Genomic DNA, 207 nt, shown 5'->3' with positions numbered 1-207 from the left:
TTTTTGCAAAAAATCCTCTTCTAAACGAGTATTTAGAAAAAATAAAAAATCTTCAAAAACTTTAAATCTTTCCTTGTCAAATAAAAAATAAGTTTTATGTCCTATAAAAGTTTTTTCATTATCTAAAAGATAAAGTATAATATCCATATTTATTCTTAAAACAATTCGACTAGCTTTTCTTGAAAGTTCCTCATCTTCATCTGTGGG

Annotated in this window: 1 protein-coding gene; it reads right to left on the bottom strand. The window is 23.7% G+C overall.

All coding sequences use genetic code 11. The features are described 5' to 3' along the window. Positions 1-207, bottom strand: a 207-nt coding sequence (locus CAMP5082_RS08430; RefSeq protein ID WP_337206448.1) for a hypothetical protein, incomplete at both ends; no start/stop codon positions are given.

It is taken from the genome of Campylobacter sp. LMG 17559, from assembly GCF_024723605.1.
Classification (GTDB): domain Bacteria; phylum Campylobacterota; class Campylobacteria; order Campylobacterales; family Campylobacteraceae; genus Campylobacter_D.
This window is presented reverse-complemented; position numbering and strand designations above follow the sequence as displayed.